18 protein-coding genes and 2 pseudogenes are annotated in these 21,775 nt (G+C 71.1%); 8 read left to right on the top strand and 12 right to left on the bottom strand.

The window, feature by feature from the left end:
* Positions 1 to 8: 8 nt before the first annotated feature.
* Positions 9 to 899, bottom strand: a complete 891-nt coding sequence (locus EDD92_RS46025) for an amidohydrolase family protein (protein WP_123969839.1) — start codon at positions 897 to 899, stop codon at positions 9 to 11.
* 148 nt (positions 900 to 1,047) lie between these two features.
* On the opposite strand from EDD92_RS46025, the gene EDD92_RS46020 reads away from it, so the two are divergent.
* Entirely contained in the window at positions 1,048 to 2,058 is a 1,011-nt protein-coding gene (locus tag EDD92_RS46020) for a LacI family DNA-binding transcriptional regulator (protein ID WP_123969838.1), read from the top strand.
* A gap of 73 nt (positions 2,059 to 2,131) precedes the next feature.
* Here the strand turns inward: EDD92_RS46020 and EDD92_RS46015 are convergent.
* Positions 2,132 to 3,204 (bottom strand): annotated as a pseudogene (locus EDD92_RS46015) (RNA-guided endonuclease InsQ/TnpB family protein).
* A gap of 26 nt (positions 3,205 to 3,230) precedes the next feature.
* Here EDD92_RS46015 and tnpA point away from each other — a divergent pair.
* Together tnpA and EDD92_RS46005 are read left to right on the top strand one after the other, a co-directional pair.
* Positions 3,231 to 3,660: pseudogene (gene tnpA / locus EDD92_RS46010) on the top strand (IS200/IS605 family transposase).
* A 135-nt stretch (positions 3,661 to 3,795) separates the two neighbouring features.
* Positions 3,796 to 4,584 (top strand): SGNH/GDSL hydrolase family protein, encoded by a 789-nt coding sequence (locus EDD92_RS46005; RefSeq protein ID WP_123969837.1) that lies wholly within the window; start codon positions 3,796 to 3,798, stop codon positions 4,582 to 4,584.
* 238 nt (positions 4,585 to 4,822) lie between these two features.
* On the opposite strand, the gene EDD92_RS46000 is transcribed toward EDD92_RS46005, so the two are convergent.
* The 4 genes from EDD92_RS46000 to EDD92_RS45985 all read right to left on the bottom strand — a co-directional run bounded on the left by EDD92_RS46000 (position 4,823) and on the right by EDD92_RS45985 (position 10,888).
* Positions 4,823 to 5,551, bottom strand: coding sequence for an alpha/beta fold hydrolase (locus EDD92_RS46000; RefSeq protein ID WP_123969836.1), 729 nt, complete (start codon positions 5,549 to 5,551; stop codon positions 4,823 to 4,825).
* A gap of 64 nt (positions 5,552 to 5,615) precedes the next feature.
* Positions 5,616 to 7,289 carry a (2,3-dihydroxybenzoyl)adenylate synthase gene (locus EDD92_RS45995; RefSeq protein WP_123969835.1) on the bottom strand — a complete coding sequence of 558 codons (1,674 nt, stop codon included), beginning with the start codon at positions 7,287 to 7,289 and terminating at the stop codon, positions 5,616 to 5,618.
* 21 nt (positions 7,290 to 7,310) lie between these two features.
* Positions 7,311 to 9,362: an acetate--CoA ligase family protein gene (locus EDD92_RS45990; RefSeq protein ID WP_123969834.1), complete on the bottom strand. Its 2,052-nt coding sequence runs from the start codon at positions 9,360 to 9,362 to the stop codon at positions 7,311 to 7,313.
* The gene (locus EDD92_RS45985; protein ID WP_123969833.1) at positions 9,359 to 10,888 is read right to left on the bottom strand and encodes an FAD-dependent monooxygenase; all 1,530 of its coding nucleotides are present in this window, start codon (positions 10,886 to 10,888) and stop codon (positions 9,359 to 9,361) included. Before EDD92_RS45985 ends, EDD92_RS45990 begins: the two co-directional genes overlap by 4 nt.
* A gap of 193 nt (positions 10,889 to 11,081) precedes the next feature.
* On the opposite strand from EDD92_RS45985, the gene EDD92_RS45980 reads away from it, so the two are divergent.
* The gene (locus EDD92_RS45980) at positions 11,082 to 11,897 is read left to right on the top strand and encodes a PaaX family transcriptional regulator C-terminal domain-containing protein (protein WP_123969832.1); all 816 of its coding nucleotides are present in this window, start codon (positions 11,082 to 11,084) and stop codon (positions 11,895 to 11,897) included.
* 4 nt (positions 11,898 to 11,901) lie between these two features.
* Here EDD92_RS45980 and EDD92_RS45975 read toward each other — a convergent pair whose 3' ends face one another.
* Positions 11,902 to 13,560, bottom strand: a complete 1,659-nt coding sequence (locus tag EDD92_RS45975) for a hypothetical protein (RefSeq protein ID WP_123969831.1) — start codon at positions 13,558 to 13,560, stop codon at positions 11,902 to 11,904.
* Positions 13,561 to 13,741: 181 nt separating this feature from the next.
* Between EDD92_RS45975 and EDD92_RS45970 the strand changes: the two genes are divergently transcribed.
* The gene (locus tag EDD92_RS45970; RefSeq protein ID WP_185124342.1) at positions 13,742 to 14,956 is read left to right on the top strand and encodes a chitinase; all 1,215 of its coding nucleotides are present in this window, start codon (positions 13,742 to 13,744) and stop codon (positions 14,954 to 14,956) included.
* A gap of 232 nt (positions 14,957 to 15,188) precedes the next feature.
* Positions 15,189 to 15,752, top strand: a complete 564-nt coding sequence (locus EDD92_RS45965; protein WP_260327206.1) for a hypothetical protein — start codon at positions 15,189 to 15,191, stop codon at positions 15,750 to 15,752.
* Here EDD92_RS45965 and EDD92_RS45960 read toward each other — a convergent pair.
* Complete coding sequence (locus tag EDD92_RS45960; RefSeq protein WP_123969829.1) at positions 15,736 to 16,401, bottom strand: DUF4389 domain-containing protein; 666 nt, start codon at positions 16,399 to 16,401, stop codon at positions 15,736 to 15,738. The genes EDD92_RS45965 and EDD92_RS45960 overlap by 17 nt on opposite strands.
* Positions 16,402 to 16,562: 161 nt before the next feature.
* Complete coding sequence (locus tag EDD92_RS45955; RefSeq protein ID WP_123969828.1) at positions 16,563 to 17,261, bottom strand: alpha/beta fold hydrolase; 699 nt, start codon at positions 17,259 to 17,261, stop codon at positions 16,563 to 16,565.
* 201 nt (positions 17,262 to 17,462) lie between these two features.
* Here EDD92_RS45955 and EDD92_RS45950 point away from each other — a divergent pair, with 201 nt between their 5' ends.
* Positions 17,463 to 18,176 carry an FAD binding domain-containing protein gene (locus tag EDD92_RS45950; RefSeq protein ID WP_123969827.1) on the top strand — a complete coding sequence of 238 codons (714 nt, stop codon included), beginning with the start codon at positions 17,463 to 17,465 and terminating at the stop codon, positions 18,174 to 18,176.
* Here the strand turns inward: EDD92_RS45950 and EDD92_RS45945 are convergent.
* Both EDD92_RS45945 and EDD92_RS45940 read right to left on the bottom strand, forming a co-directional pair.
* Complete coding sequence (locus EDD92_RS45945; protein ID WP_123969825.1) at positions 18,166 to 18,867, bottom strand: hypothetical protein; 702 nt, start codon at positions 18,865 to 18,867, stop codon at positions 18,166 to 18,168. The two genes, EDD92_RS45950 and EDD92_RS45945, sit on opposite strands and share 11 nt — an antisense overlap.
* Before the next feature lie 23 nt (positions 18,868 to 18,890).
* The gene (locus EDD92_RS45940) at positions 18,891 to 19,811 is read right to left on the bottom strand and encodes an SDR family NAD(P)-dependent oxidoreductase (RefSeq protein WP_123969823.1); all 921 of its coding nucleotides are present in this window, start codon (positions 19,809 to 19,811) and stop codon (positions 18,891 to 18,893) included.
* 147 nt (positions 19,812 to 19,958) lie between these two features.
* Between EDD92_RS45940 and EDD92_RS45935 the strand changes: the two genes are divergently transcribed.
* Positions 19,959 to 20,822, top strand: a complete 864-nt coding sequence (locus EDD92_RS45935) for a helix-turn-helix transcriptional regulator (RefSeq protein ID WP_123969821.1) — start codon at positions 19,959 to 19,961, stop codon at positions 20,820 to 20,822.
* Between the two features lie 4 nt (positions 20,823 to 20,826).
* On the opposite strand, the gene EDD92_RS45930 is transcribed toward EDD92_RS45935, so the two are convergent.
* Positions 20,827 to 21,567: a GntR family transcriptional regulator gene (locus tag EDD92_RS45930; protein WP_123969819.1), complete on the bottom strand. Its 741-nt coding sequence runs from the start codon at positions 21,565 to 21,567 to the stop codon at positions 20,827 to 20,829.
* Positions 21,568 to 21,775 lie beyond the last annotated feature (208 nt).

Genomic DNA, 21,775 nt, shown 5'->3' with positions numbered 1-21,775 from the left:
GCGGTGGTTCAGATGCGGCCGTGCAGCAGGCGGGCGGGGTTGGCGGTGCGCAGGGCGTGGACGGCGGCGTCCGCGCCGAGGTCGGGGACGACGGGCAGTGCGTAGGGGCGGTCGCTGCCGCTGACGACCACGTCGATGCCGACGGCGCGGACGAGTGCGTCGACGGCCCGGGTGCCGTAGGAGGAGGTCTCGTAGAACACGTCGAAGTCGATCTCGGCGCGTCCGCCGCCGCGCGCGGCGAGCCGTTCCCCGTGCAGGGGCGCGAGGCCCGCGAGGGCGGCGAAGCAGACGCGCAGGGCCGGGTGGCGGACGCGGCCGAAGGCGCGGAAGGCGAACCAGGAGGCGTGCAGCTGCTGCACGTACGGGACCAGGGCCGGCCACCACGGCGGGGTGCCGTCGGCGGGCGGGGCAGCGCCGGGGTGGACGAAGAGGGGCTTGTCGTGGCGGGTGAGGACGTCGAGGAGGGGTGCGCAGTGTGCCCAGCCCGCCGCGTCGAGGAGGGCGGTGGCGGGGAGTTGGAGGCCGACGCAGCCGCGGCGCAGTTCGCGTTCCACCGCCTCGGCGTCCGGGGCCGTCAGGCACGGGGAGGCCCAGACGGCGAAGGGGTCCGGGAGGGAGAGGGCGCCGTCGTGGAACGCCGTCAGCAGGGGGGCGGCCTCGGCAGGCGGCAGAAGTTCGATGCCGAGGGGGCTGGAAAGGGACACCAGGGCCAGGTCGAGACCGTCGGCGGCCGCGAGGCGGGTGCGGGCCGCGATGTCGTGGTCGGCCGGGTCGGCTGCGTAGGGCGGTTCGCCGGCCAGGTGCAGGGTCCAGCCGTCGAGGTACGGAGGGGTCGTGCGGGAGCGCAGCAGCTCGATCAGGGCGGGCGGCCAGATGTGCTGGTGGACGTCGGTGGGCACGCGGCGGTCCTCGCTGAGCAGTGCGGTGTTAAGCGTTTCACTGATGCGGTTAACTTAACCGCTTAACAAGGAGCTGTGTCAACGGTCTCCGGGCCGCGGGCGGGGCGGTGTGGCCACAATACGGGGGCGCCCCGGTAGGCTTCCCGGCATGGCCAGGCCCAACAAGCGCACCACCCTCCGGGAGGTGGCCGAGGCCACGGGCCTCTCCACCGCAGCCGTCTCCTACGCCCTGCGCGGCAAACACGTCTCCAAGGAGACCGAGGAACGGGTGCGCAGGGCCGCGGCCGAGCTCGGCTACGAGGCCGATCCCATCGCACGCGCCCTGGCCAGCGGTCGCACCAGCATGGTCGGCGTCCTCGCGGGCGACCTCCAGGACCTGTGGCAGCAGCAGTTGATGGCCGCCATCGGCCGGGAACTCCTCGCCGGCGACCATTACGCGCTGATCCTGGACGCGGGCGGGGACCCCGACCGCGAGCTGGTGCTTGCCAAGCAACTGCGCGACCAGCGGGTCGACGCACTGCTGGTGTCTCCCGTGGATCCCTCGGCACAGGGCTGGGCCGATATCGCGGACGCACTGCCGGTGGTGGCCGTCGGCGACTCGCTGAGCCGGGCCCGCACCGCCGGCCAGGTCATCTTCGACAACCGGGCCGGCATCGACGCCGTACTGGAGTATCTGCACGAACTGGGCCACCGCCGGGTCACCGTCCTGACCCCGACCCGGCCCAGCACACCGGACCGGCCAGCCGACGTATATGTGGGCGAGGCGGCCGATCGACTCGGGCTGCGGGCCGAACTGGTGCCCTGTCCGCAGGAGTTGGGCGAGGCGACGGCCGTGGCGCGGCGCGTGCTGCAGAGTGCGCACTCACCCACGGCTGTGTTCTGCTTCTCGGACTCGCTGGCGTACGGGGTGTATGCGGCCGCGGCAGAGGACTCCCTGGAGGTGGGCCGGGACGTCTCCGTGGTCGGCTTCGACGACCATCCGGTGTCGCGGGTGCTCACCCCGCCGCTGACCACGGTGGACTGGGGGCTGAGCGAGATCGCGGCCGAGGCGGCACGGCTGACGGTTGCGGCGATCGAGGGCAAGCGGGTGCGCCGGAAGCGGGTGCTGTGTGCGCCGCGGATGCGGGAACGCGGGTCGACCGTGCGGGTGTCAACTTGACCCGGCCCTAAAGGACCGGGCTTGGAGGTAGCGCCCAACTGGCTGCTGGGTTGGCTCCTCCGTCCAGACACCCCTATGGGGTGGCAGGGACGCGTGACTCACGCCCCGCGTTCCACACGCTCTCGCCACGGGTGGCGATGTTGTGGGAAGCATTCCGGTCGGCGTGGGCAACGACCCCGCAGCCCCGGCAGATGAAAGGCCCCTGGTCGACACGGTTGCGCTGGTCGACGTGGCCGCACTCGGCGCACGTCTGCGACGTGTACGCGGGATCAACGAAGACCAGGGGCACGCCTGCCCGCTTGGCCTTGTAGACGATGAAGGCTGCGAGCTGGGCAAAGGCCCAGGAGTGCAGTGCGACCCGTTGGGGCTTGCGAAGCCGTACCCTCTGCCGGATTCCCTTGAGTTCTTCCAGGGAGATCCCGGCCGAGGTGCGTTCAGCCTCGGTCACGATCGTCTTGGCGATGATGTGGTTGGTGTTCTTGACGTGCCGCTGTTCGCGGCGCGAGCGCTCCTTCAACCGGCGCTTGGCGGACTTTGTGCGCTTCTTTTGGAGCTTGGCCCGCAGGGCAAGCTGACGCTTGCGGTAGCGGCCCAGACCGCGCCCGGCGGCCTGGTAGCCGGTGGACGTGGTGGCGATGTTGACGATGCCGAGGTCCACGCCGATGAAGTCGTCCGGCTCGTACGTCTCGGCCTCGGGGACCTCGCAGGTGGCGATCAGGTAGAAGACCCCGTCACGCTTGATCAGGTCTGCCTCGCCCTTGCGGTACTCGCGCAGTGTCTTGAGCCCGTCGGCGGAGCAGACGAAGCGGACGTTCTTGAGGCGTCCGGCAGTTGTCCAGATGGACACGGTCTGTGCCGGCGCTTCGACTTCGGCTTGCCGAGGTTTCCGGCGCGGATGTTGGCGTGCAGCGTCGTGTACGCGTCGCGCACCTTCTTGATCACGTGTTGCGCCGGCTGCGCCCCGAGCCCTTCGGCCTTGAGGCGCGGGTACGTGTGCTTGCGCAGCTCGTACTCACGCGGCACACCATGGGCGAACGCCACCTCGGAGACCCAGCACGCCAGGTCGTTGACTGTGCGCAGGGTCGCCAACAGCGCGGCGGCCTGGTCGGCCTCCGGCATCAGCTTCACCTGCGTCACGATCTTCATGCCGGGCATCGTACTGCGATCGGTCTATGTCACCACGCTGGGAGCCAAACCCCAACATCCCTAGGGGTCGAACGGTCGTCTATACCCTCCATGCTCACTTGGTCTCCACGCCCAAGTATCGGCGCGGCCCGTTCACCGACGAGATCCTTACGCGCTGCGAAGAGATCATGCGGGCCGTGTGCGCCGACTTCGAAACCGAGCTGGTGGAGTTCAACGGCGAGCGCGATCACGTCCACCTGCTCGTGCACTACCCGCCCAAGGTCGCCATCTCCCGGCTGGTCGGCTCCCTCAAGGGCGTCTCAGCCCGCAGGCTCCGCCAGGAGTTCCCCGGACACATCCGCAAGTACCTGTGGGGCGACCACTTCTGGTCCCCCGTCCTACTTCGCCGCGTCCTGCGGCGGCGCACCGCCGGCGATCATCAAGGAGTACATCGAGAACCAGAAGCGTCCCGGCTGAGGCCACCAGTACGGACCCGTGCACCCGTGCGGGTCACCGCTATCTTGAGAAGCGCCTCCTCCCGCACGTGAACGCCCGGGGTTCCGCGCTAGATCATGCTGAACTCCGGGTGAACCGAAGATAGACTCACGCGGCATGACCGCCTCCCACCCGTATCTGCGCTACGTCGCGATCGGCGACAGTCTGACGGAGGGCGTCGGCGATCCGGGTCCGGCGGGCGGGCCCCGCGGCTGGGCCGACCGGTTCGCCGAGATCCTCGCGCAGACCCAACCGGGTCTCACGTACGCCAATCTCGCCGTCCGCGGAAAGACCAGCACGCAGATCAGGGCCGATCAACTCGGTCCGGCGCTCGCGCTGCAGCCTGACCTGGTGACGGTGACGGCGGGCATGAACGATGTCGTACGGCCGCGCTACGACCCCGAGGCGGTCGCCGCGAACATCGAGGAGACGTTCGCCCGGCTGACCGCGTCGGGCGCACGCGTCGCCACCATGACCTTCCCGGACCTGGGCAAGGTGTCACCGGTCGCCCGCCGCGTACGGCCCCGCATCCTCGACCTCAACGCCCGGCTTCGGGTCCTCGCGGCACGGCACGGGGTCGCCGTCCTCGACGTCTTCCCGCATCCGTTCACGGCCGACCCGCGGCTGTGGAGCGACGACCGGCTGCATGCGAGTCCGACCGGACACGCCCGGATCGCCGCCGGTATGGCCCACACGTTCGGACTGCCGGGCCACGACGACTGGGCCGAGCCTCTGCCTCCGCGGTCCCCGGTCCCGGTGCTGCGTGCCGTGGGGGCCGATGTGCGCTGGGCCGTGGACCATGTCGGGCCCTGGCTGTGGCGGCGGCTGCGCGGCCATGTGCCGGGAGACGGATTCACGGCGAAGAGACCCGAGCCGACCCCGGTGAGGCCGCAGCAGGTGGCCTGAACTGGCCTTGCATCGCCGGGCGTTCGGGCGGACTCGGCGGTGTCCGGCAGTGCGGGAGCGTACGGCCAGTACCGCTGCGGGTCGTGCTCGGTCTGTCCGGCGGGCGGGGACGGTGTCCAGGAGGCCGCCCGGAGCCGGCGCCGGCAACGACGACAGGCTGCGGCGGGACACCCGGCCTCAAGGTTCCGACCGGCGGGTGCCGGGCGGTCGGACGCCTTTGCGGGCCGCAGGGGCCGTGTTACGCGGCGCAGGCACGGACGAACGCGTCGGCCAGTTCGGCGGGGCGGGTGAAGCACCCTTCGTGGCTGCCGGGCGCCTCTATGACCAGCGGGTTCTTGAGGCGCTGCGGGAAGCGGCCGGCCCATGCCCAGTCGCCGGGAAGGGAGAGGTCCTCGGTGGAGAGGATGTAGGCGGTGGGGATGTCGAGGGCGGTGAACGCCGTCGTGTCCGGTTTCTCGGTGAAGGTGCCCAGGGGCTGCGGCACGAGCAGGGAGTGCACGGTCCGCTGGGTCTCCTCACCGGCGTCCTGCATGAACGCCTGCTGCCAGACCTCCAGGGGCAGCGTCACGGTGTCGTTGCCGGAGGCGGCTGCCAGGGCGTGGAACATCTCGCCGTAGTGCGGCGGGCATGCATCGATCAGCGACTCGCCGTCCTGCGGCACGAACGCGCTCCAGAACACCAGCCGCCGTATCCGGGCGGCGAGTTCGGGCGCGGCGCCGGTCAGGACGTATCCGCCCCAGCTGTGTCCGACCAGGGTGATGTCGGTCAGCCCGGCCCGTTCGACGTACTCCACGAGGCTGTTCACACAGTCGGTGAGGGTCACGCCGCGCGGGTCGTCGTCGGCGCCCAGCCCGGCCAGGGTCGGGGTGTGCACCTGGTGCCCGGCCGCCCTCAGCTCGTTCGCCACAGGGCGCCACGCCCAGCCGCCGTGCCAGGCGCCGGTCACCAGGACGAAGGTCTCGCTCATGTCGATCTCCTTTGATCGAGGGGGGTATCGAGGGGGAAGTGCGGGTGGAGGGGCTGCCACGGAGTCACCGGGCATCCGGGGTTCCTTCCACGTTCAGGCGGTGTGCGATGTCGGCGCGCAGGGCCTTCTTGTCGATCTTTCCGACCTTGGTGGCGGCGAGTTCGGGGACGGTCACCAGCCGGTCCGGGAACTTGAAGCGGGCGACGCCCGCGTGCTCCATGACGTGGTGGATGTCGTCGAGGGTCACCGTGTGGCCCGGCTCCGGGACGACGTAGAGGCAGACGCGCTCGCCGAGCCGGGCGTCGGGCATCGCCACGGCGGCGGCGCGGGCCACACCGGGCGTCTGGTAGGCGAAGTTCTCGATCTCCTCCGCGGAGATGTTCTCCCCGCCCCGGATGATCATGTCCTTGTCGCGGCCCTCGACGACGAGGTTGCCGTCGGGCCGCAGCCGCACGATGTCGCCGGTGCGGTACCAGCCGTCGTCGGTGAAGGCGCGCGCGTTCTGCTCCGGGGCGCGGTAGTAGCCGCGCGGGGTGTACGGGCCGCGGGTGAGCAGCACTCCCGGGGTCCCGTCGGGGAGGGGGTTTCCGAGTTCGTCGACGACGAGGAGTTCGTCGTCTTCGCACATGGGGCGTCCCTGGGTCGTGCAGATGATGTCTTCCGGGTCGTCCAGGCGGGTGTAGTTGAGGAGGCCCTCCGCCATGCCGAACACCTGCTGGAGAGTGCAGCCCAGTTCGGGACGCACCCGGCGGGCGACGTGGTCGGCGAGCCGGGAACCGCCGACCTGCAGGACCCGCAGGGAGCTCAGGTCGCTGCCGGGGTGTTCCTGGTGGTGGTCCAGCCAGCGCTGGGCGATGGCCGGGACCAGGGCGGTCGCGGTGGCGCCCTCGCGCACGACGAGCGGGAACGCCTTCTCCGGGTTGGGCGAGCCGAGGACCACGCGGCCGCCGTTCAGCAGGGTGCCGAGCAGGCCCGGGCAGGCGAGGGGGAAGTTGTGGCCGAGCGGGAGGGCGGCGAAGTAGACGGTGTCGGAGCCGAACGCGCAGACTTCGGCGCTGCGTCGGGCGTTGTAGACGTAGTCGTCGTGGGTGCGGGCGATGAGTTTGGGCAGTCCGGTGGTGCCGCCGGAGAGCAGGAACACGGCGATCGAGCGGCTGTGGGGCCGGTAGGCGTCGACGGCGGCCCGGTCCCCGGCCGTAGCGGGTGTGGTGCATAGCTCCCGCAGGTCCACGGCATCGTCGCCGGCCTTGTCGCCGAGGACGAGGACGTGCCGGAGCGTCGGCGAGTCCGCCGCGATCTCGAACGCCATCGCCCGGTGGTCGTGGCCCTTGAGGACATCGGGGACGGCCACGGCGACGGCCTCACTGTGCTCGACCAGATGGCCGACCTCGTGTCGGCGGTGTCCGGGCAGCGCCATCACCGGGATGACACCGAGACGCAGACAGGCGTAGGTGAGGATCACGAACTCGGCGGTGTTGGGGAGCTGCACCACCAGCCGGTCGTCCGGGCGGAGCCCGAGTGCGGCCAGTCGCAGCGCCATCGCGTCGGCCCGCTCGGCGAGTTGACGGTACGTCAGCCGCCGGTCGCCGTCGACGAGCGCGACGGCGTCGGGAGTGGCGTCGGCGACGGTGTGGAGCCGGTCGCCGATCGTGTGGCCCTCCCAGTAGCCCTTGTCGGCGTAGCGCCTGGCGTACTCCTCGGGCCAGGGCACAGCGCCTTTGCTGCTCGGCCTGGGCATGGTCGTTCTCCTTCGCGATCCTCAGCGGTCCTGTGCGGGTGCAGCGGTGGGGACGATCACGGCGTCCAGGGCGATCAGTCCGTCGGCGGTGAGACGCAGCGGGTTGATCTCGATCTCGGCGGTGTGGGGGCTCGCGGCGAGGGCGGCGGCCAGCGCGGACACGGCCCGTCCGAACTCGGCGCGGTCGAGCTGCGGCCCGCCGCGCCAGCCGTGGAGCAGGGCGCGGGCGGCCAGGTCGTCGGGCATTCCGGCGGCCTCGGCGACGGAGAGCGGGGCGAGCCGGATCGCGACGTCGGCGAGTGCTTCGGCGGCCGTGCCGCCCAGCCCGGCGAGGACGACCGGCCCGAAGACGGGGTCGCGGCGCACGCCGAGCACCAGGTCGATGCCGGGCGGCGCCATGGCCTCGACCAGGTAGCGGCGGTCGGGTCCGATGGCGTCGAGCGCCGCGTCGAGTTCGCCGGGGGTGCGTACGCCCAGGTGGACTCCGCCGATCTCCGTCTTGTGCAGGATCGCGGCATCGAGCACCTTGACGGCGACGGGCCCGCCCAGCAGGTGCAGGGCGTGGTGGGCGTCGGCGCGGTTGGCGCAGGCGACACGTTCGGGGGTGCGGATGCCCAGTTCCGTGAGGAAGGTTTTTGCGGCGTCCTCGTCCAGCGGCCCGGACGGCACCGAGACGGCCGGCCCCTGCCCGGCTGCCTGGGTGGGCACGGCCCGCTGCCGGGCATGTGTCACCAGGGCTCGTACGGCATTGGTGGCGGACGCCGGTCCGGTCAGTGCCGGAATCCCGGCCTTGTGCAGCCGCGCCCGCTGTTCGGCGACGTCCTCGGGCAGACCTCCGACGATCACCACGGCCGGGGAGTCCGCGCCGAGCCCGGCGTCCTGCGCGGCCGAGGCGAGGTCGACGCTGTCGGGCTCGGTGAGGGCGTAGACGGCCAGCAGGTCCACCTCGGGATCCGCGGCCGTGGCGGCGAGGACGCGGGCGAAGGTCTCGGCGGGCCGGCCGGTGTCGACCGGGTTGCGCTGGTAGGTGAGCGGGGGCAGCAGTTCACGCAGGGCACCTTGGGTGGTGTCGGCCAGCTCCGGCATCCGGATGCCGTCGGCGCCCGCCCGGTCGGCGATCAGCAGCCCGGGTCCGGCCTGAGCAGTGACGAGACCGAGCCCCGGATCAGGGTCGGGGCACAGCTGGATGCGGGAGAGGGCCGTGAGGGCGTCCACCAGTTCGCGTTCGTCGTCCACCACCACGGCTGCGGCCTGCCGTAGCGCGGCCCGTGTCGTGCGCCAGGAGGTGGCGAGCGCTCCGGTGTGCGACCGGGCGAAGTCCCCGACGTCCGTACGGCCGACGACCAGGGCCACGACCGGTTTCACGGCGGAGACCAGCCGTACGGCCTCCACCAGCCGCGGCCCGTCGGGAACCGTCTCCAGGTGCAGCGCCACGGCCGTCGTACGGCCGTCGCCCGCGAGGTGCTCCAGGACGTCCGCGGCGGTGACGTCGAGGCCGGCCCCGATGCCGACGCCGAGGCTGATCCCGTTTCCGGCGGCGACCAGGTCGAAGGCAAGGGCGTGGTTGACGCCGCCGCTGGCCGCGACCACCGCGATCTCCCCGGCCGGAAGCTGCCCGGCCGCCGGCACGAAGCTGGCCGTCAGGCCCAGGTGGGGGGCGAAGAACCCGGAGGTGTTGGGTCCGAGCAGCCGCACCCCGGTCTCCCGGGCGACGCGGTACAGCGCCTCCGCATACGCCACGCCCTCGGCACCGGCCTCGCCGAAGCCGCCGGCGCAGACCAGCGCGGCACGGCAGCCGGCGGCGGCCGCCTCGGCCAGCGCGTCCGCGCAGCCGGCCGCGGGGACGCACAGGACGGCCAGGTCGAGGGGTGCGCCGGTGTGTGCGGCGGCTTCGGCGACGGAGGCGTACACGCCCTCGCCGGGCTCCGGACGCCGGGCGTTGACCAGGGCCCGGGCGCCGGGGAAGGGACCCAGTGAGCGGGCCATGGCGGCGCCCAGCTTTCCGCTCTGCCGCGAGGCGCCGATCACCACCACGCCCTCGGGCGCGAACAGCGGGGTCAGGTTCGTGCTCATGCCTGCTCCCGTCCCACCAGGTCGGCGCGCCCGGACAGCAGCAGCGTCTCGGCCCGGTCCTCGTCCAGCCCGTCCTCCACGATCAGCGCGGGAACACCGTGCACCAGCCGGGCCTGTTCGGCGAGGAGCGACCGGGTGAGCGGGGTTCCGCCCTGTACGGCGACCAGTTCCGGGGGCGTGTCACCGGTCAGGGCGTCGGCCAACTGGTCGTAGATCTGCGGGAGTTCATCCTCGATGTCGGGTGCGGTGAGCCACAGGTCCGCCTCGGTGCGCAGTGCCGCGAGGTCGGCGCCGGTCAGGCTCCGCCCGGTGAACTCCCGCTCGCCCAGCCTCAGTGGCGTGTCCAGGGGTGCGTGACCGTCGTGCGCGGCCCGCCAGTCGCGTACGACCTGGTCGACGAAGCCGGGATCGCGGCGCGCGATCCGTTCCTTGCCGATGCTGCGGGAGATGAAGTGGAAGGCGAACTGCGTCGGCTCGAACGCGTCGTGGTAGCGCCCGAAGTGCTCCCACCAGGAAAGGCTCGGCCGGGCGGAGTTCTGGATCTTCTCCACCGAGGGACGGCGGGCCGCCTCGTAGGCCTCCAGGGCGCTCGGCAGGTCGTCGCGGTGGCCGAGGACACTGTCGGCGAGGGCGACCGCGTCCTCCATGGCCATCTTCGTTCCGGAGCCGACGGAGAAGTGCGCCGTGTGGGCGGCGTCGCCGAGCAGGACGACGTTGCCGCTGTGCCAGCGGTGGGTGCGCCGGGTGCGGAAGTTGCCCCAGCGGGAGTTGTTGACCAGCAGTTCGCGGCCGTCGATCTGTTCGGCGAAGAGCTTCTCCAGGTACGCCTTGCTCTTCCCGTCGCTCGGGCCGGGCGGCTGAGCGGTGTCGAACTGGTCGAGTCCCGCCCTGCGCCAGGACTCCTCGTCGGTCTCCACGATGAAGGTGCTGACGCGGTCGCTGATGGGGTAGCCGTGGACGGCGAAGGTGCCGTGCGGGCCGTGCTCGTGTACGAAGGTCAGGCCGTCGAAGAGATAGTCCGTGCCGAACCAGATGAACTTCGCGGTCGCGACCTCCACCTCCGGCACCAGCACGTCGGCGAGCCGGTCGCGCAAGCGGGAGTTCGCCCCGTCGGCGGCCACGATCAGGTCGTATCCGGCGAGTTCGGCCGGGTCCGCGGGGACCTCGTAATTGAAGCGGAGTTCGACCCCGACCTCCTCGGCACGCCGGTGCAGCAGTTGGAGCAGGGTCTTGCGGGTGATGGCGGCCATGCCGTTGCCGCCGCAGCGGATCCGCTGCCCCTTCAGCCGTACCTCGATGTCGTCCCAGTGCCGGCCGTACTCGGCGAGAGCCGTGCGCAGGACGGGGTCCGCCGCGTGGATCGCGGCCAGCGTGGCGTCCGAGAACACCACGCCGAAGCCGAAGGTGTCCTCGGCGCGGTTGCGCTCGAAGACCGTCACCTCGACCGACGGATCGGCCTGCTTGACCAGCGCCGCGAAGAACAGCCCGCCGGGGCCGCCTCCCACGCAAGCGATCCGAGAAACCATGGCTCCTGCCTCCACCTCGAGTACAGGCCCAGACTCAGGCCCGAAAGCATCCTGTGTCAATGGATACACGGGCGTCAATAATTTGTTGCGCTTTCGCGTTCACCTCGAAGCGCTGAAATCCCCGCATCTCAGAGTTTTCCTCGGCTCGATCGGTCATCCTCACGACGGCCGTCCGTGTGACATAGTCGGTTCCGTGAAGCCACGATCGATCGTCTTCGACCTGTTCGGCGACTACGTCCGCTACCGCGGCGGCGCCGCCCGGCTGCGCACCCTCAGCACACTGATGGGCTGCTTCGGTGTCGGCGAGAGCACGGTGCGGGTGGTGCTGGCACGCCTGCGCAAGGAGGGCTGGTTCGACGTCCGGCGTGAGGGCCGGGAGACGCTCTACGCGCTCAACAAGCGCAGCCTCCAGCTCCTCGACGAGGGTCGTTCACGGATCTTCGACCGGGCACCGTCCGACTGGGACCGGCACTGGTACATGGTCATCTACTCGGTCCCCGAGTCCGAGCGCGCCGTGCGCGACCACATCCGCAAGGAGCTTGCGTGGCTGGGCTTCGGCCCGCTCGCGCCGTCCACCTACGTCTGTCCGCACGACCGGCTGCAGCAGGTCCGGGAGAGGTTCGCGGACGAGCCGGCCGTACGCCTGGACACGCTGCGCTGCCAGTCCGGCGGGCTGCCGGTCGACCGCGAGATGGCGGCCCGCAGCTGGGATCTTGCCGCGCTCAACGAGGACTACCGGGAGCTGCTGCGCACGTACCGCGTGCGGATGCCGTCGTACCGGGCCGGGGCGCTGAGCCCCGAGGAGGCGCTGGTGGAGCGCATGCGGCTGACGTACGACTACCGCAAGTTCCCCTTCCGCGACCCGGATCTGCCGACCGAGCTCCTCCCGGCGGGCTGGGTGGGGCACGAGGCGCACGACATGTTCCTCGAGGCCCACGAGGTCCTCGGCCCCTCGGCCGAGTCGTACTACGACGAGGTGGCCGGCTCACGGCCGGGCGCCCGGCCGTAGGGCGCTAACCCGGGCGGGTCTCCAGCCGGCAGCAGCAGGACGCCTCGATCGGTACGTCCGCCGTCGCGGTGGCGATCTTCAGCTGCTGGGCCACGATCTGTGCCTCGCCGTCCTTGCCGAGCCGCACGAGGCATTCGTGGAAGCCGTGCAGGGCCCAGACATTGGCGGGGTGCTGCTGTGCGCGCGGCAGGGTGCCGTCGAGGCCCAGGTCGGCCCGGTAGACGGCCTCGGCCTCCGCGACCAGGCCCTGTTCGAGGAGCAGTGCCCCGTAGGCGTGCCGGGTGGGCTGCATCCAGCCCCAGGGTTCGTCGTAGGGAAGACCGTCATCCAGCTCGATCGACCGGCGCAGGGCCGCGAACGCGGCGGCGTGGTTCCCCTTGCGGTAGTCCAGCTCTCCGTCCAGCATCGCAGCGGCGATCGCGAGGATGTCCGCGCAGGTGTTGTTGAACAGCATGCGGGTCTCGGGGACCCGGGCGACCGCGTCGCGGAAGAGCCGCCGCTCGGCCTCGGCCTCGTCGATCCGGCCCGTGGCGGAGAACGCGACACCGCGGGCGTAGTGCAGCATCGCCGTGCTCACGCAGTACAGCCGCACATCGGCAGGCATCGGAAGGGCGAGGATGTCGCCCCAGCGGCCGAAGCGGATGAGCACATGCACCCGCATCGCGAGGAAGCTCTCCACCCAGTCCGCCATGGGCGGGCTCTGCACCCGGAGCAGTTCCTCGGGCACGGCCGCCTCGAGCCGGTGCACCGTGTCGATCGCGTCCCGGTAGCGGCCGAGGAACATCGCGCCGTAGATCTTGAAGTGGAGGTTGTGGCACCGGTACAGGGTGTAGAAGTTCATCGCCCCGGCCCGGGCGTGGAACTTCTCGTCGGCTTCGATCGCCGTGGTGTTGTCGGAGACGACCCGGCGGTAGTCGCCGCAGAGCACTTCCAGATGCGACGGCATGTGCTGCAGATGTCCGGCATCCGGCATCAGACCGCGCAGCCGGTCGCCGGCCGGCAGGGCGGCCTCGGGGGTCGGGGACATCTCCATCAGGTGGATGTACATGTGCAGCAGGCCGGGGTGGTGCGCGCCCGCCTCCGTGGCGAGCGCCTGTTCCAGCACCGCCCTGGCCTCGGTGGTGCGCGCGCCCAGGGCAGGTGTGCCCGTGCGGATGTCCCACAGCTGCCAGGGAGTGAGGTTCATCAGCGCGTCGGCGTACAGGGTGGCCACGTCGAGGTCGTCGGGGGCCAGTCGGTGGACGGCCCGCATGCTGTCGGCGTAGGCAGCGTTCCACACGGAACACTCCACCACGGCCGGGGCTCTCTCCTGCGGATAGCGGGCGCGCAGGGCGCCGATGAGGGCCCGCTCGACAGCGGTGGCGCCGGCTGCCTTGGCGTGTGCGCGCTGCACCGCGGCGTGGGTGCGCTCCACCGTCCGGGCCAGGTCCTGTTCGTCGAAGAACTCCCAGGGCTTGTTGTAGTTGGGGCCGAGCGCATAGGCCATGCCCCAGTCGGCCATGGCGCAGTCGGGATCCGCCGAGGCGCAGGCCTCGAAACAGCGCACGGCCTCTTCGTGATTGAAGGCGAAGGTCCAGTTCAGTCCGCGGTCGAACCACACCTGCGCCTCGGACGACGAAGTCGTCACCCGCCGGACGTGACTGCCGAGGTCGTAGTAGCTCACAGACGACGAAATACCGCATACCAGCTATAACGCACAAGACCCACCCTCACGCCTGGCAGGTACAAGGCAAAGGAATTGCATGGTCTAGACCAAGAAGCCGTTTGGTCTAGTCCAAAGCATGGACGCGGTCACGGTCCGGCAGGAAGCTGGGGCACTCCCCCACCCCCATCGGAGGCACACCGTGAGACGTCTTCGTGCATGCCTGGGCGCAGCCGCCGCCGTCGGACTCACCGCCGCAGGAACCACAGCCCTGATAGCGGGCCATGCCTCGGGCGCCACCGCCGCGCTCAGCAACCGCTGGTACGCGGCCGCCCCGTACCTGATGCCACTGGACAACGACCCGCCGGACCCGGCCGCCATCATGGACGCCACCGGTCTCAAGGCCTTCCAGCTCGCCTTCGTCCTCGCCCCCAACGGCGGTGGCTGCTCGCCCACTTGGGGAGGCACCGCCCCCGTGTCCTCGGACACGGCCGTCCAGTCCGTCATCAACACGATCCGCGGCAAGGGCGGCGATGTGTCCGTCTCCATCGGCGGGTACGGCGGCACCAAGCTCGGTCAGGTGTGCTCGGACGCGGCGGCGACGGCGGCCGCCTACCAGCAGGTCATCACCAAGTACGGCCTCCACGCCATCGACTTCGACCTGGAGGAGCCGGAGTACGAGAACACCGCGGCGATCAAGAACGAGATCGGCGCCGCGAAGATCCTCCAGCAGAACAACCCCGGCCTGTACGTCTCCGTCACCACGGCCGGTACGGCCGACGGCACCGGCTGGTTCGGCAAGCAGATGCTGCTGGAGGCGAAGTCGCAGGGCTTCACGCCGAACAACTTCTCCATCATGCCCTTCGACGGCGGCTTCAGCGGCGCGGCCTCGCAGACCAGCGCGCTCACCAACTTCAACTCCATCCTCCAGTCGACGTTCGGCTGGGACCAGGCGACGGCCTACGCGCACGAGGGCTTCTCCGGGATGAACGGGCGCAGCGACACCGGCGAGATCTTCACCCAGGCCGACTTCCAGACCGTGCTGGACTACGCCACCAGCCACAACATGGACCGCTTCACCTTCTGGTCCCTCAACCGCGACCGCCAGTGCACGCCGCCCGACAACGGCGGGCGCACGTCCGGCACTTGCTCCAGCGTGGCGCAGAACTCCTGGGACTTCGCGAAGTACTCGGTGAAGTTCGCCGGCGCCACCCCGCCGTCCTCGACACCCACCCCGACACCTACGCCGCCGCCGACGCCCAGCGGGTGCAAGGCCGCGTGGAGCTCGACCTCGGTCTACACCGCGGGCGACGAGGTCTCGTACAACAAACACAACTGGAAAGCGAAGTGGTGGACCCAGAACGAGACACCGGCCGCCACCGACTGGGGCCCGTGGCAGGACGAGGGGGCGTGCTGACTCCGGCTCGTTCCCGGCGACAGGCGTGTGGCCGGAACCCTTCCCCCCGGTCGGACCGCCCTCCGCCCGATGGGTATCCCTGCGCATAGGTCGAAGCGGACTGCGTTGGGGGGCTGGCACTGTGGCGCGCCGATGGTGGACCTCCCGGCCCTTTCAGTCGCATCGATCACGGCGACGGCACACCGTGGCGTCCCTGCGGGCACAGGGACGCTACGGGCCCAGGTTTCGCGACGTGGTGCCGGCGCTCGCCGGAGTGGTCGCCGCGTGGTGCTCGATCGTCGCCGTACTCGCCGCGGGCTATCGAGCACTCGGCATCGGTGTTCCCCTCGGCGGAGTCGCACTCCTGGTCCTTCTCGCCGTGACGGGAGTCCGGCGCCGACGCCCGGCGGCACGCCGACGGCTCGGCTACTACGACCCCGGCGAACTGGTCGAACTCGACACCGAGGGGCTCGCGTTGGCCGTGGCCCGGATGCTGCGCCGGGACGGGTGGCGGGTACGGCTGCTGCCCGCACCGGACCGGCCACGTCTCTGCGCCCGGGACAGCAGCGGCCGCCGGCTCGACGTGGCCTTCCGGCCGGTGGCGGAACCCCTCCCCGACGAGGACGTGCCGCACTCCCAGTGGCACCGCACGGACACCGCTCCACATCTTCAACTGGTCGTGCACCGCGGCACTTTCGGAGACCGCGACATCCGTTGGGCGCGGCGTCAGGGCAAGACCTGCCTGCTCGACGGCGCCTCGCTCAGCCGCTGGGGTCAGGGCACGGGCCTGAGCGAGTTGCTCACGCCCGGTTGGTGACGTCGACCGGGGAGTCCTGGCCGCCCGGGTCGAGGCGGAAGGGCGGGTACTGGTCCGTCATGAGTGCGGCGTAGGCAGCCACCCGCGCGGCCCAGCGGGCCAGGCCCAGCAGGAAGTCGAAGAGGTGCACCGGGTAGCGGGCGGTGAACGCCAGGATGATCACAGCGACAAAGGAGAGGAAGGGAATCAGGCCGCCGCCACGCCAGCTGTCCCCTTCTCCCCAGCCACCGACGAACAGGCCGACGACGATGTACTGCGGGATCGCCAGCAACCACCACTTCACCAGGACCAGGCCGCGGGAGAGGCGCTCGGGATAGGCGACGTCGAAATGCGCTGGGTAGTCGGGCACGTCCGCCAGGGTGAACGGCGGGTACCGGTCGGTGCCGAGCGCGGTGTGGGCGTAGTAGGTGACACGCCAGTTCCAGCGCATCACGCCCACATTGAAGTCGAAGAGGGATCGGGGGTAGCGGCCGGTGAGGAGGATGGCGAAGAACGCGACGACGGTCACGAAGACGAACGCGATCCACAAGAAGAACAGCACGATGTAGTGCGGGATCGCGAGAAGCCACTTCACCAGCCACATCCACCGGGACAGCCGGGGATCGAGAAACGCTTCGATGCGCACGGGCGACACGGTGACAGGAATCATGCGGCCAACTCCTTTCGAGCGTTCCCGCCCGACGGCCACCCGTCCATGCCCTCCCGCGAACGGGCAGACGGCAAGGCGGTCACCTGATCATGAATTCAGGCTCGCACGAGCGATGGAAGGCCGCGACTCGGTGCGTCCCGCCAGGCAGCCCTGCGGTCCGGCTAGAGGTCGATCGCGCCGTCCGCCGCGCAGGCCTTCGCGGCCAGCCCTTGCGCGTCCGGATCCGGTTGCAGTATCTGGGCGACGATCTCGCCCACGGCCCGGTGCCAGTCACCACTGCGGCGGAGCATCGCGTGGTCACCGCCTTTGACCACGACCATGCCGGCCTGGGCCCCGGCGGCCCGGGCCCGGCGCACGTAGTCCGCCGATTCGGCGGGGGACGTCACACGGTCGCGGTCACCCTGCACGGCCACCATCCGCACCCCGCCGAGGTGGGCGGCGGAGTCCTGCGGCGGGCACCACGGCGCCAGCGCCAGCACACCGCACACCAGCGGATGCGACGCCGCGCGCAGGGCAGCTCTCGCGCCCATCGAATGCCCTACGAGGACGGTGGGCACCGCGCCCACGAGCCGCTGGAGTTCGTCGAGCGCCCGCACCGCGTCCTCGGTGGGATCGTTGTCGTTCCAGCCCTGGTACCGGTAGCGGACCCGGCCGAGCAGGACGTCCGGGGGCGAGGCGGCCGCGGCGGCCCGCAGAACCGGGTGCATACGCAGCGCGGCCGGCTGCCAAGGGCGCGCCGCCCTGCGGCTCACCTCGCGCCCGCCGTGCAGAGTCACGATCGCCGCGGCCGCGGCCTCCTGCGGCGCGTACCGCACCATCAGCGCGGACTCGTCGCGCTGCATCTCCCCACCGGTCCTCATCGCTACGGCACCTCTCCGCTCCGGGCTCCCATCCTCCCCCAGAGATCCGGAACGCCGACTGCGCGGGGGGGCGCACACGGTGGACGAATGAGCCCTGTACGCGCCTCCACGCGCACGGGGAAAATGCGCCACGTCGGCGGTCCCGTGGCCGGGACCCCCGTGCACCTCGCTCCACCCCGTCGAGAAAGCAGGTCCGCGCCCGTGCTGCTACGTCTGCCCGAGTCCGTGTCCGAAGCGCAGGAGTGCATGGCCGAGGGAGCGGTGCCCATCGGCGGGGCGACGCTCGTCTGGGCGGGCTGGCAACAGGACGGGTTCCCCGAGCAGGCCATGTCCCTGCGCAACCTCCCCGAGGCCAATGTGATCGCGCGCGGCACGCTGGGCTCCGCCGTCGTGCTGAACCGGATCGACGACCGCGTGCCCGAGGTCCTCGCGCAGGCGGCCGCCACGGTGGGAACGGGAGCGGTACGCCGCACCGCCACCGTCGGCGGCAACCTCGTCGGCAGCACGCTGCGCTGTCTGCTGCCGGCCGCCCTGGTGCTGGACGCCCGGGCGACGGTTCTCGAACGGGACCGGGTCTACGAGACCGACCTCGCCGAGGTCCTGGCCAAGCACCATCTGCTGCTCAGCCTCCACTGGCGCGAACCGCTCGCCAGCAGCTACCGCAAGCTGCCCGGCGAGGCGGGCGGACCGCCGCCGCTCGTCGTCGCGGCGGCGGTCCGCACCGACGACGACGGCCGCAACCGCCTTCAGGTGGCCGTCCGCGACGGCTATGACGTGCTCTCGGACAGCGTGGCCTGCGACGACGCCCGGCGCGACGCGGCGATCGACGCGCTGAGTGACACGGCCGTCGGCTCACTCCCCCCGGCGGCGTGGGATGTCGTACGGGAACACGTCGCCCGCCTGCTCAGTCGGTGAGGCCCGTCGTGTCCAGCACCTCGGCCGGCTTCGGGGCCCGGACGTCGAGCGGTTCGTCGAAGTCGTGGAACGAGGTGCTGGTGCGGTACTTGGCTCCCTTGTAGACCGCCCTGAGGAGGTACGGCTTGCCCTCGGTGGCCACGTAGAAGGTGAACGTGCCGTCCTTGTCCGCCTTGTCGGTCACGCTCAGCGCCACAGCGTCCCTGCCGTCGATGCTGGTGGTCCCGCCCTTCGTCGCCTTGCCGAACGAGTCGAAGGCCCATTTGCAGGAGACGAGACCCTGCTCCCTGTCCTTCGCCTCGTCGACGGGCGACTTCGTCCACAGCTTCTGCGCGCTGCTCACGCTCTTGCGGCCGCTCCACCTCTGGAGGTACACGCGGTCCGGGCGGACGTAGTCCGTGTCGCCGATCCGGATCTGTTCGAGACTGCCGCCGGCGGACCAGCTCATCTTCGACCTGCACCGGTCGTCGAGGTCGGTCACGAGCCGGGTGGTGACCGAACCGCCCTTCGCCGGGTTGCTGGTGAACTCGATCGTCACCGACTTCAGTTCGCTCATCGCGTCGTTGGCGTCGTCGAGCATCTCCTCGGCCGACCTCTCGTCGGCGCTCCCGTCGCCGCCGCAGCCCGCCACGGCCGCACCCGTCAGCAGGCACGTCAGCGCGGTCGTCACCGCCGTAGCCAGGTTCCGCATGGATCCCCCTGTCCAGTCCATGATCAGCCCGGAGAGCCTACCAACGACTCGGCGGCATCCCAGAGTTCGCGTTCACGCTCGGGGTCGTACGACTCCGCCGACGAACCGGCCACCCGCGCGCGGTCGACATAGGAACCGGTCGGTGCGCAGATCGCGCCGAGGGCGACGTCGGCGAGGTGGCGGCCCGCGGCCGTGCGCGTGGTCGCGAAGGGGGTGAGGGTCAGCGCCGGCAGGACGCGGCGCATCGCGAACCGGGAGAGGGCGTCGGCATGGCGGGCCAGGCCGGTGCCGGGGACGAAACCGGGGTTGTAGGCCACGGCGTCGACGCCGGGCGGCAGACGGCGGGCGTACTCGTGGACCAGATGGAGGGCGGCCAGTTTGCTCGTCGAGTACGCGGTGCGGCCGGCGGCGGCGGTGTGCGGCTCGGAGAAGGCTCCCGGGCGAGCCAGGGTCCGCGGGGCCTGCCAGGCCGGGCCGGGGACCATGCCCAGGTTGTGCCGGAAGTCGCCGAAGTGGGTGTCGCTCACGGTGATCACGATTCGGGCGGGGTGGGCGAACTGCTCCTGCAACGAGCGGACGAGCAGGTGGTTGGCGAGCACGTTGACGGCGAACGTGGCCTCGTGGCCCTCGGATGTCTCGGTCAGCGCGTTCGTGTACTGGACGCCCGCGTTGCCCACGAAGCCGTGCAGGGGCGGCAGTTCACCGTCTTCGAGCCGGTCGTGGATCTCCCTGGCCGCCGCACGGACGCTCACGAGAGACCCGAGATCGGCCGTGACGTGTGAGACCGCCCGCCCGGCTGCGCCCAGTTCGGCGGCCAGGCGAGGGCCACGGGAGCCGCGGGCCACGACGACGAGGTGTGTGTCCGGCGACAGGCGCAGGATGCGCTGTGCGGCGACACGGCCGATACCGCGGCCGGCGCCCGTCATCACGATGGTGGACTGCATGGACGAATCCTTCAGGTCGGTCGGAACCCGGTTCGGGCGGTGCGTCGCCCACGCTCGCCTCTCCCCGTTCCGGCAGCCAGGGCCGCCCGCGTCAGTAGGACCGGCAGTACCCAGGCTGACGCGGGCGCGGACGGCGACAATGGCCCAATGGCTGCCGCCCACCCCGCATTCGGCTCACTTCTGCACGCCTGGCGCGACCGGCTCTCCCCCGCCGACGCCGGCTTCGCCGCCACGGCCGGCCGACGCGCCCCGGGGCTGCGCCGTGAGGAGCTCGCGCAGCTGGCCGGCCTCTCCGTCGACTACGTACTGCGCCTGGAGCAGGGGCGCGCGCGGCACCCGTCGGCCCAGGTCGTCGGCGCCCTCGCCCGGGCCCTGCAGCTCTCGCGGACCGAACGCGACGAGCTCTACCGCAGCGCCGGGCTGCTGCCGCCGCAGGACGCCACGATCGACACGCACGTGCCGCCGGGCGTGCAGCGGCTCACCGCACGCCTGGGCGACGTCCCCATCGGGGTGTTCGCGGCCGACTGGAGCCTGGTGTGGTGGAACGCCATGTGGTGCGCCCTGCACGGCGACCCCGAGACGCTGCCCGCCTGCGAACGCAACCTCGCCCGCGCCGTGTTCGGAGACGGACCCGCACACGCCGCGCTGCGTCCGTTCCGCTCCGATCGCGCCGACGACGCCTTCGCCGCGTCGATCGTCGCCGATATCAAGCACGCCGCGTCCCGTTATCCCGCCGACGTCCGACTGGCGCAGCTGGTACGGGACTTGAGGACGACGTCCGCCGCCTTCGCCCACTACTGGGACACGGCCACGGCCGGCCTTCACACCAGCGACCGCAAGACCGTCGAGCATCCCGAGGTCGGTGACATCGTCCTCGACTGCGACGTCCTCGTCGTGCCTGGCGCGGACCTGAGGATGGTCACCTACACGGCGGCGGCCGACAGCAGCGACGCGGGCAAGCTCGACCTGCTGCGGGTCACCGGCGGTCAGGCCTCCCCCAGGCCGAGTTGATGCCTCACTCGGCCGTCTTGCGCGCCAGTGCGTTGTTGTCTATCGAGTTGTGCACGCTGAAGCTCACGGCGTCCGAGCGGTAGCGGTCGTCCGACCACTCCACGGGGCGTCCCTCGCGGGTGGTCGTGACGCGGCGGACGCGCAGCAGGGGGCTGGTGCGGCGGATGCCGAGGAGTTCGGCGTCCTGTGCGCTCGCCGCGACCGCGTCGATGACGTGCTCGCCGTAGGCGAAGACCAGGCCCGTGCTGTCGTACAGCAGTTGGGTGACGGACGGGGCGTACGGGTCGATCGTCTCGACGGCGGGTGAGATCCAGTCGGCGTACACGGTGCGCTCGACGAGGACCGGTTCGCCGTCCAGGCCGCGGACCCGCAGGACGTGCAAGACCCGTGTGCCCTCCCGGAGTTGGAGACGGGCGGCGTCCTGGGCGGTCGCGGGCAGGTACTCCTGGGCCACGACCTGGCCGGTGGCCTCGCGGCCCATGGCGCGGGCCCACTGGGCGAAGCTGCGCAGTTCGGCGAAGCTCTGGCTGCGGCGGCTGGCCAGGACGACCCGGCGGGCCCCTTGGCGGGAGCCGATCAGGCCCTCGGAGGTCAGCGCGGCGACGGCCTGGCGGACGGTGCCGCGCGAGACGCCGTAGTGGGCGGCGAGTTCCGTCTCGGCAGGCAGCCTGCTGCCGACCGTGTACTCCTCACGGTCGATCGCCCGCCGCAGCTCGTCGGCGATCTCCTCGTGTCGTGTCGCCACCGTTTCCCTCCGAGTCAGCTGCTGTGCACAGCGTGACCAGCCTAATCGAGACCGGCAGGTGATCGCGCTTGCCCCGAACTGTGCAGGGATTGGGAGGTCACAATTTCGCCACTGTTTACCAAGAGGTCACCACGGGCGGCCTTACTGAGGCCAACTTGTTCAGACAAGTTCTCAGCCTTGTGCGTCTTCTGCGTCCTCCCCTGCGCTC

The organism is Streptomyces sp. TLI_185 (assembly GCF_003814765.1).
GTDB lineage: Bacteria > Actinomycetota > Actinomycetes > Streptomycetales > Streptomycetaceae > Streptomyces.
This window is presented reverse-complemented; position numbering and strand designations above follow the sequence as displayed.